This is a genomic window from Vibrio sp. 1731 (assembly GCF_033339955.1).
GTDB lineage: Bacteria > Pseudomonadota > Gammaproteobacteria > Enterobacterales > Vibrionaceae > Vibrio > Vibrio alginolyticus.
The window spans coordinates 285,673-294,413 of record NZ_JAWOVO010000004.1 but is presented as its reverse complement, the minus strand read 5'-3'; the positions used below and the strand labels follow the sequence as shown (position 1 = coordinate 294,413).

Sequence of the window (8,741 nt, the reverse complement as noted above, 5' to 3'; positions counted from 1 at the left end):
ACTTGCTGCCTTCTCTCGATATTGTTCAACGCATCAACCAACAGGACAAACTCGTTCCTCTTGCCGTTGAAAAAGTGTTGCCTGAGATCGCTGAAGCCGTTGATAAGATCACGGAAGCATTTAAGGTCGGAGGTCGGTTGTTTTACATCGGTGCGGGTACCAGTGGTCGACTTGGCGTTTTGGACGCTTCAGAATGCCCACCAACTTTTGGCACAGATCCAGAGATGGTCGTTGGTATTATTGCCGGTGGAAAAGAGGCAATGTTCCGTGCAAAAGAAGGGGCGGAGGACGATCCAGCATTGGGTGAGCAAGATCTTAAAGAGAATACGCTAACACAACGCGATGTCGTCGTTGGTATTGCGGCAAGTGGACGAACACCTTACGTGATTGGTGGCTTAGAGTATGCGAACGAGCTTGGTGCCACCACTGTAGCACTATCTTGTAACCCTGACTCTCCGATTGCAGATATTGCTGATATTGCGATTAGCCCCGTTGTTGGACCTGAAGCGTTAACGGGATCCACTCGCTTAAAATCAGGGACGGCACAAAAACTCGTACTAAACATGCTCACTACCGCAAGCATGATTCGCCTGGGCAAAAGTTATCAGAACTTAATGGTAGATGTGAAAGCGACGAATGCAAAGCTAGTTGCAAGAGCGGCTCGTATTGTTATGCAAGCAACAGATTGTACTAACCAAGAGGCTAAAACGGCGCTCAAAGAAACGGACTACGACGCCAAGTTAGCGATTTTGATGATTTTAACCGGGCTGGATAGAGAAAGCGCGACTGAGCAACTGAACGCCAAGCAAGGATATTTAAGAAAAGTCGTGATCGCGCAAACTAATCAATCTTAATCAATAAAGCGCCTCACTTATTTAAAAGTCAGGCGCCTTTTATGGCTTAATTTAGTAGTTCAATCGTTCAATGTGAGTAATACCGACTTTACCTTCAAGGTCACTGAACATATGAACCATTGCTGGGTATGGTTGTGCTCCAGGGTAGACAACTTCTGCATTACAGAAAAACGCATAGTTTTGTCCGGCTACGACTTGAGTAGCCACAACCAAAGGGGAGTATTTGACACCGACAAACCCCTCGATACCTTTAGCAAATACTTCTTTATTCTCTGCTGTGAGTTCATGAAATGGACTCCAGCCACCAGCCATTTGCGTTGACATAATGTGATTCCTTTTTTTCTGTGCTCACTATCAAGCAATACGAACATAGTTTAATAAGGAAGATTTTGCCACATTTATGTGATGCAGACAGTGTAACAACGGCTTTATTGACTATTAATTTGAGTATTCATTCCAACCACGTTGCCATTCCATGCGGAATTTTTGCGCTTGCTCAGTACCTTCACAAACCCCTTCGTAATACTGACCAGATAACCCCATTTGATACGCAAAAGCAGGATTACAGTACTCACGTAAACCTTCTAAATAACCTTGGTCGTAGTCACTTTGCTTAACACTACCCAACTCACGAAGCTCGCTCATCGTGCGCGATGTGTGTCCGGTTATGCCATCTTGATATCCGATCTGATGCCAATCTCCCGACTTGGCAAGATCTGCTGTCGTTGCTGTGCATCCTGCAAGTAAAGCCAGTGCCAGACCTACCGTTACCTTTTTCATGGTTCTTCCTTAAGTAATTGTTTTCAAAAATAAGCTTACCACTAATTATTGGCGCTTTCCGCTGAGCTTGCAGATTTAACCACTGATGACTCAAATCAGCCGCTCAAGACTGTCATCAACCTTTCGCCATTTTTAAAAACCGCTCAAGCAGCATATCGACCACTCAGTGCTCTATTCGACCACTCATCTACTAACCGAATGCATTTAACACAAGTGACGCATAACATGCATCCTGAGATTAAAAAATTACCCTACCCAACTAAGACCAAGGACAATTGCTATGATGTGGTTTCTAACCTGTGTCGCAGCCCTAATCGGCGGATACTTCATCTACGGCGCTTTCGTCGAGAAGATTTTCGGCATCAATGAAAAACGCCAAACGCCAGCTCACACCAAATCGGACGGTGTTGACTTCGTTCCAATGTCAACAAAGAAAGTTTACCTAGTTCAACTACTTAACATCGCAGGTGTTGGTCCAATTTTTGGCCCGATCATGGGGGCACTATACGGTCCTGCGGCGATGCTTTGGATTGTAGTCGGTTGTATTTTTGCTGGTGCAGTACACGATTACTTCTCAGGCATGCTTTCAGTGCGTAACGGCGGTGCATCTGTACCTACCATTACAGGTCACTACCTAGGTAATGGCGCAAAACACTTTATGAATATTTTTGCCATTGTCCTATTACTTCTAGTTGGCGTAGTGTTCGTTTCAGCCCCTGCTGGCATGATTACTAACCTCATCAATGATCAAACAAGCTTGAGCGTAAGCATGACTACAATGGTTATTGCTATATTTGCTTACTACATCATTGCGACGATTGTTCCTGTCGATAAAATCATTGGTCGTTTCTACCCACTGTTTGGCGCCCTACTTATCTTTATGTCTGTTGGCCTAATGACAGCCGTTGCTTTCTCTAGCGAACACACAGTAATGGGTGACTTCCAAGTTTCGGACATGTTCTCTAACCTCAACCCAAATGACATGCCGTTATGGCCTGCATTGTTCATCACTATCGCATGTGGCGCTATCTCTGGCTTCCACGCAACTCAGTCTCCACTGATGGCGCGTTGTATGGAAAATGAGAAAAACGGTCGCTTCGTATTCTACGGTGCAATGATTGGTGAAGGTGTTATCGCGCTAATTTGGTGTGCTATCGCTCTGTCTTTCTTCGGCTCTCTAGACGCTCTATCCGAAGCTGTGAAAAACGGTGGCCCTGGTAACGTGGTATACAGCGCATCATTTGGTCTGCTAGGTGTGTTCGGTGGTATCCTTGCGTTCCTGGGTGTGGTTATCCTACCAATTACGTCTGGCGATACAGCGTTCCGTTCAAGCCGCTTGATCCTTGCTGAATACTTCAACATGGAACAAAAAACGCTACGTAACCGTCTATTGATGGCACTTCCACTGTTCGTTATCGGCGGTATCTTAACTCAAGTAGACTTCGGCATTATCTGGCGCTACTTCGGTTTTGCAAACCAAACAACAGCGGTAATGATGCTTTGGACTGCGTCCGCTTACCTACTGCGTCACAACAAGCTGCACTGGATTACCACTATCCCAGCTATTTTCATGACCACGGTATGTGTCACGTTCATCTTAAACAACAGCTCGCTAGGTTTTGGTCTGCCAATGCAACTATCAACTATCGTAGGTATTGTGTTTGCCCTAGCTGTGACAGGTTACGTTATCAAAACCTCTAAGGGTAAAGGTGAAACTGAACTGGCTGACGAAGAGAAACCACAAGCCGTATCAGAAACAGCGTAATACTCGTCACATCTGAGTGACTAAGATAGGAGCCTGCCAATTGCAGGCTCTTTTTGTTTTATACCCAAGTCACTTTAAGACTCAGAAAGCACAGCGCAGCATCATTTACTTAGCTGTTCTTATCTATCTGAGCCAAGCATCTTGAGGTTACTTAGGTATACAATAACAACATTGATTCTAGGTTAGGTTCACTATGGAACTGGTCATCTCCCTTTTACAACAGATGTGTGTGTACTTAGTTTTGGCTTACATGCTAAGTAAAACGCCAATCATCTTACCTTTGCTAAGTATTTCTTCGCGCTTAAGCCACCGCCTAATTTGTTACGTACTCTTCTCTGGCTTTTGTATTCTCGGCACCTATTTCGGTCTGCACATCAACGATGCTATTGCCAATACTCGTGCGATCGGCGCAGTTATGGGCGGGCTGTTTGGTGGACCTGTTGTAGGTTTCGCCGTCGGATTTACTGGTGGCATCCATCGATACTCTCTTGGTGGCTTTACTGACCTAGCCTGTGCAATTTCAACCACCGCCGAGGGCGTAATTGGTGGCTTGCTCCACGTTTACCTTATCAAGCGAAATAAAGGCGCATTGCTGTTTAATCCAAGCGTCGTATTCAGCGTTACGTTTGTTGCAGAAGTGGTGCAAATGATTTTGCTGCTCGCCGTCGCGAAACCTTTTGATCAAGCCTATGAACTGGTGTCCGCTATTGCAGCGCCTATGATCATCGCGAATTCATTTGGTGCGGCGTTGTTCATGAGTATCCTGCAAGACAGAAAAGCAATCTTTGAAAAGTTTTCTGCGACGTTTTCGCGTCGAGCGCTCACCATTGCTGATCGCTCAGTGGGAATTCTAAGCAACGGCTTCAACACCGAAAACGCAGAGAAAATCGCGCGTATTATTTACGAAGAAACCAAAGTGGGCGCTGTCGCGATTACTGACCAAGAAAAAATCTTAGCGTTTGTGGGCATTGGCGATGATCACCATAAACCAAACACGCCGATTTCATCGCAAAGCACATTAGACTCCATGGAGAAAAACGACATCATTTATCTTGATGGTGCGGAGCGTCCATACCAATGCTCCATTGCAAAAGATTGCAAGCTCGGATCTGCGCTGATCATCCCACTGCGTGCAGGGAAAGAGGTCATTGGTACCATAAAGCTGTATGAACCGAAGCGTAAATTGTTCTCGACGGCCAACATGTCGATGGCGGAAGGAATAGCCCAGCTTCTATCTAGCCAAATCCTTTATGGCGATTACCAACAACAACAAGCCTTACTCGCCCAAGCAGAAATAAAATTGCTTCACGCTCAGGTGAATCCACACTTTTTGTTTAATGCACTCAATACTATTAGTGCGATTACTCGTCGTGACCCTGACAAAGCGCGCGAGCTAATCCAAAATTTATCGCACTTCTTCCGCAGCAATTTAAAGCAGAACATTAATACCGTGACGCTAAAGGAAGAGCTTGCACATGTGAACTCGTACTTGAGCATCGAAAAAGCGCGTTTTACGGACCGCTTAGAGGTTGAAATCGATATTCAACCTGAATTGCTGGACATCAAATTACCAAGCTTTACACTCCAGCCTTTGGTTGAGAATGCCATTAAGCATGGCATTTCAAACATGCTTGAAGGTGGTAAAGTTCATATATACAGCGAAGCACACCCACAAGGTCACTTGATTACCGTCGAAGACAACGCAGGCAGTTTTGAACCGCCAAAAGAAAACCACTCAGGGCTAGGTTTAGAAATTGTCGACAAACGTCTCACTAATCAATTTGGACGTGATGCAGCGCTAAAAATTACGTGCGAGCCACATCAATTTACTAAAATGAGCTTTATCATTCCCCCAAAATCATAAAAGCACGCTGAAGCAATAAAGGTAATGTTGGATGTTAACCGCACTCGTCATTGATGATGAACAGTTTGCTCGTGAAGAGCTAGCAGAGTTACTGGATGAAACAGGCCAAGTTGAGGTCGTGGGCGATGCCTCAAACGCAATCCTTGGCCTAAAAAAAATCAATGAACTTAAGCCTGATGTGGTGTTTCTCGATATCCAAATGCCTCAAGTCACGGGGATTGAACTACTTGGGATGCTTGATCCAGAAACCATGCCTTATGTGGTTTTTGTCACGGCTTATGATCAGTATGCGATTCAAGCATTTGAAGACAATGCCTTTGATTACTTGCTCAAACCTGTCGACCCATGCCGGTTAACTAAAACGGTCAAACGACTAAACAAAGTCATTAGCCAATCCGCCCTAACGCAACAACTGTCTGCTATTACACCTGACACGTTGGATCAGATACCGTGCATCGGACACAACCGCATCGTTATCATGGCCACCGACACGGTGGAATGTGCTTACAGTGATATCAGCGGCGTGCATGTACGCTCCACCAGCCAAACCGCGAGCACCCAACTGACATTAAAAACGTTGGAAGAGAAAACCCCTCTAGTCCGCTGCCATCGTCAATACTTAGTCAGTATTAAAGCGATTAGCGAAATCAAGTTACTGGAAAATGGGTTAGCGGAAATCATCACCAAAACAGGTTTTGAGATACCAGTAAGCCGCCGCTACTTAAAGGTGCTCAAAGAGATGCTCGGCATTAGCCACTAACACAAAAACTTCACACATCATCGCTGAGTTTCCGCTAGCGTATAAATAGGACGCTCTGAAAAGACGAGGCGATGATGTATAAAGTTTTATTCATATGTAAGCACAACGCTGGACGAAGCGTCCTCGCGGAGTCAATCGCAACCAATATCCTGCCAGCAGATTTTAGTGTCACCAGTGGAGGCTCACATCCCACAGGCAAGGTGCACCCAGTGGTGCAAAAATATTTAGATGACCACCAACTCCCCATTCCGCATATCCACACGCATTCATGGGAGGAGCGAACTCAGTTTCTTCCCGACATCGTTATTATTCTCTGTGATTCTTTACATCAAGAAACCGCTCCTCAGTGGCTTGCAGGTGGTGTTCGAGTAAACTGGCAAGTTGATGCTTTTCCGACCGATGGTTCTGATGAAGACATGTACTCACATTGCGAAAAGGTTGCTCAATCGCTTGAGCGAAGAATCACGAAGATGTCTGATATGATTATCGATGGTTTAGGAAAAGACCAAATTCGTGATTACCTAAATGAGTTAAGAGAGATGTAAAAAGGCGACCCACAGGTCGCCTTTTGAATATTCGATAAATGGAGACTAATCCACTTGCTTGATTTGCAGTTCTTTAGGTACTTCAAAGAACATATTCTCTTCACGGCCAAGTACTTCATCAACCGCTTCGGCACCAACGAGTTCTTTGATTCGCTCTAGAATCTGATTAACGAGCTCTTCCGGAGCAGATGCTCCCGCAGTCACGCCGACCTTTGTTTTGCCTTCGAACCACTCAGGTTTGATATCTTCCGGACAGTCGGTTAAGTAGCCAGGTGTCCCTAGCTTTTCAGCTAGCTCTTTAAGACGTGTAGAGTTTGATGAGTTTTTAGAGCCCACCACAACCATCACATCTACGTCACCAGCTAATTCACGTACGGCATCTTGGCGGTTTTGTGTCGCGTAACAGATATCGTCTTTACGTGGACCTTGGATATCTGGGAACACGCGGCGTAGCTCTTCGATAACATCGGCAGTTTCATCGACAGAAAGCGTCGTTTGGCTTACGTAATGAAGATCGGATGGATCTTTCACAATCGCCTTCAGTTTCTCAACATCGGCTGGAGTTTCAACCAAGTACATACCACCGGTTTCACTGGCGTATTGCCCCATCGTACCTTCGACTTCAGGGTGACCTGCGTGACCAATCAGAACCACTTCCATATTACGACGGCTCGCACGCGCCACTTCCATATGCACTTTGGTTACTAAAGGACACGTTGCGTCAAATACGGTCAAATCACGCTGCTTGGCTTCCTGACGAACTGCCTGCGATACACCATGAGCGGAGAAAATCACAATATTGTTGTCTGGCACTTCGTGCAGTTCTTCAACGAAGATAGCACCACGCTGTTTTAGACCTTCAACCACAAAACGGTTATGCACCACTTCATGACGCACATAAATCGGTGGCTGATACATCTCTAGCGCACGCTCTACGATGCTAATCGCGCGGTCAACACCAGCACAGAAACCACGTGGGTTAGCTAACAGGATTTTCATTTCATTGCTCATGGAAGTTATCTTTTATTTGGTTCGCTATTCTACTGACAAAATTTCAACTTCGAAAGTCACGTCTTGTCCCGCTAGAGGATGGTTGAAGTCCACAGTGACTGAATCGCCTGCAATCTCTGTAATAATGCCCGGGATTTCCATGCCATCAGGGCCACTGAAGGCCATGATTGTACCAACTTCCACTTCTGCATCACCTACAAATTTAGTGCGATCCATATAGTGAATATGATCAGGGTTTGGCATACCAAACGCGTCTTCTGCCTTTAGCTCAATCGCTTTTTGTGCGCCTGTTTCGAGGCCTATCAAGCACTGCTCAAAGTTTTCACTCAAGCTGCCATCACCCATAACAAATTTCGCTGGTTTACCCATGTTATGAGTACTATCTGCAACCGATCCGTCTTTCATTTTAATCGTAAAGTGAAGGGTTACTACCGATTCATTGGTTATTGTTGTCACGTTAATGCTTCCTTGTTCTTGGGTTATTACGCTGTCAGCTTGGTCTTTTTATACATTGATATGCTGATTGGCGCTCCAACATAATAAAAAGCGTCGCTCGAATCAACGGACGACGCTTAGGGTTATTCGATATACCGCAAAAGATTACTTGTCAGCGTCTTTTTTACGGAAGCCATCCAGAATAATCATTGCCGCACCAATACAGATCGCCATGTCAGCAAGGTTGAATGCTGGCCAGTGGTAGTTACCCCAGAAGAAGTCTAGGTAATCAACAACAAAGCCATGAACGACGCGGTCAAACACGTTGCCCACTGCACCACCAATAATCAGTGCATAAGCAATGTTGTTCCATTTTTCTTTTGCTGGAAGCTTACTCATCCAGTAGGTCAAAAGACCCGTAACAACAAACGCGATACCTGTAAATAACCAGCGCTGCCAACCAGCTTGATCGCTCAAGAAGCTGAAAGCGGCACCGTAGTTATGAACGTAAAGTAGGTTGAAGAATGGCAACACCTCAATTCGGTTTGCCCATCCGTAGCCCATGTTGTCCATCACCACCAATTTGATGCCAATATCTGCAATAAATACCAGAATTGCTAACCACAGCCAGCGAACTCCAGATTGCTTTAACGTCAGTGCTTTTTCACTCATTACTTTACCTACAAACAGCCCCAGTAAATACTGGGGCTGTTAATTTTAAAAAAAG

Annotated in this window: 10 protein-coding genes; 5 read left to right on the top strand and 5 right to left on the bottom strand. The window is 45.3% G+C overall.

From position 1 onward, the window contains the following. A partial coding sequence (gene murQ, locus R7035_RS07330) for an N-acetylmuramic acid 6-phosphate etherase (protein ID WP_318146041.1) occupies nucleotides 1–854 on the top strand: 854 nt, incomplete at its 5' end. 51 nt (nucleotides 855–905) lie between these two features. On the opposite strand, the gene R7035_RS07325 is transcribed toward murQ, so the two are convergent. Further along, nucleotides 906–1,178: a hypothetical protein gene (locus R7035_RS07325; protein WP_005381911.1), complete on the bottom strand. Its 273-nt coding sequence runs from the start codon at nucleotides 1,176–1,178 to the stop codon at nucleotides 906–908. A gap of 114 nt (nucleotides 1,179–1,292) precedes the next feature. Beyond that, a complete protein-coding gene (locus tag R7035_RS07320; protein WP_005381912.1) occupies nucleotides 1,293–1,634 on the bottom strand; it encodes a DUF2799 domain-containing protein in 342 nt (113 codons plus the stop codon). 280 nt (nucleotides 1,635–1,914) lie between these two features. Between R7035_RS07320 and R7035_RS07315 the strand changes: the two genes are divergently transcribed. From R7035_RS07315 to R7035_RS07300, 4 genes are all read left to right on the top strand, one after another. Continuing rightward, the gene (locus R7035_RS07315; RefSeq protein WP_318146040.1) at nucleotides 1,915–3,399 is read left to right on the top strand and encodes a carbon starvation protein A; all 1,485 of its coding nucleotides are present in this window, start codon (nucleotides 1,915–1,917) and stop codon (nucleotides 3,397–3,399) included. A gap of 193 nt (nucleotides 3,400–3,592) precedes the next feature. Next, nucleotides 3,593–5,263 (top strand): sensor histidine kinase, encoded by a 1,671-nt coding sequence (locus tag R7035_RS07310; protein WP_005381915.1) that lies wholly within the window; start codon nucleotides 3,593–3,595, stop codon nucleotides 5,261–5,263. A 31-nt stretch (nucleotides 5,264–5,294) separates the two neighbouring features. Then, nucleotides 5,295–6,023, top strand: coding sequence for a two-component system response regulator BtsR (btsR, locus tag R7035_RS07305; protein ID WP_005381917.1), 729 nt, complete (start codon nucleotides 5,295–5,297; stop codon nucleotides 6,021–6,023). A gap of 71 nt (nucleotides 6,024–6,094) precedes the next feature. Next, nucleotides 6,095–6,568, top strand: a complete 474-nt coding sequence (locus tag R7035_RS07300; RefSeq protein WP_132936768.1) for a low molecular weight phosphatase family protein — start codon at nucleotides 6,095–6,097, stop codon at nucleotides 6,566–6,568. A gap of 45 nt (nucleotides 6,569–6,613) precedes the next feature. Here the strand turns inward: R7035_RS07300 and ispH are convergent, their stop codons facing one another. The 3 genes from ispH to lspA all read right to left on the bottom strand — a co-directional run bounded on the left by ispH (nucleotide 6,614) and on the right by lspA (nucleotide 8,686). After that, nucleotides 6,614–7,579: a 4-hydroxy-3-methylbut-2-enyl diphosphate reductase gene (ispH, locus tag R7035_RS07295; RefSeq protein WP_005381920.1), complete on the bottom strand. Its 966-nt coding sequence runs from the start codon at nucleotides 7,577–7,579 to the stop codon at nucleotides 6,614–6,616. A gap of 24 nt (nucleotides 7,580–7,603) precedes the next feature. After that, nucleotides 7,604–8,035 carry an FKBP-type peptidyl-prolyl cis-trans isomerase gene (gene fkpB, locus R7035_RS07290; RefSeq protein ID WP_005381922.1) on the bottom strand — a complete coding sequence of 144 codons (432 nt, stop codon included), beginning with the start codon at nucleotides 8,033–8,035 and terminating at the stop codon, nucleotides 7,604–7,606. 144 nt (nucleotides 8,036–8,179) lie between these two features. After that, the gene (gene lspA, locus R7035_RS07285; protein WP_005385948.1) at nucleotides 8,180–8,686 is read right to left on the bottom strand and encodes a signal peptidase II; all 507 of its coding nucleotides are present in this window, start codon (nucleotides 8,684–8,686) and stop codon (nucleotides 8,180–8,182) included. Nucleotides 8,687–8,741 lie beyond the last annotated feature (55 nt).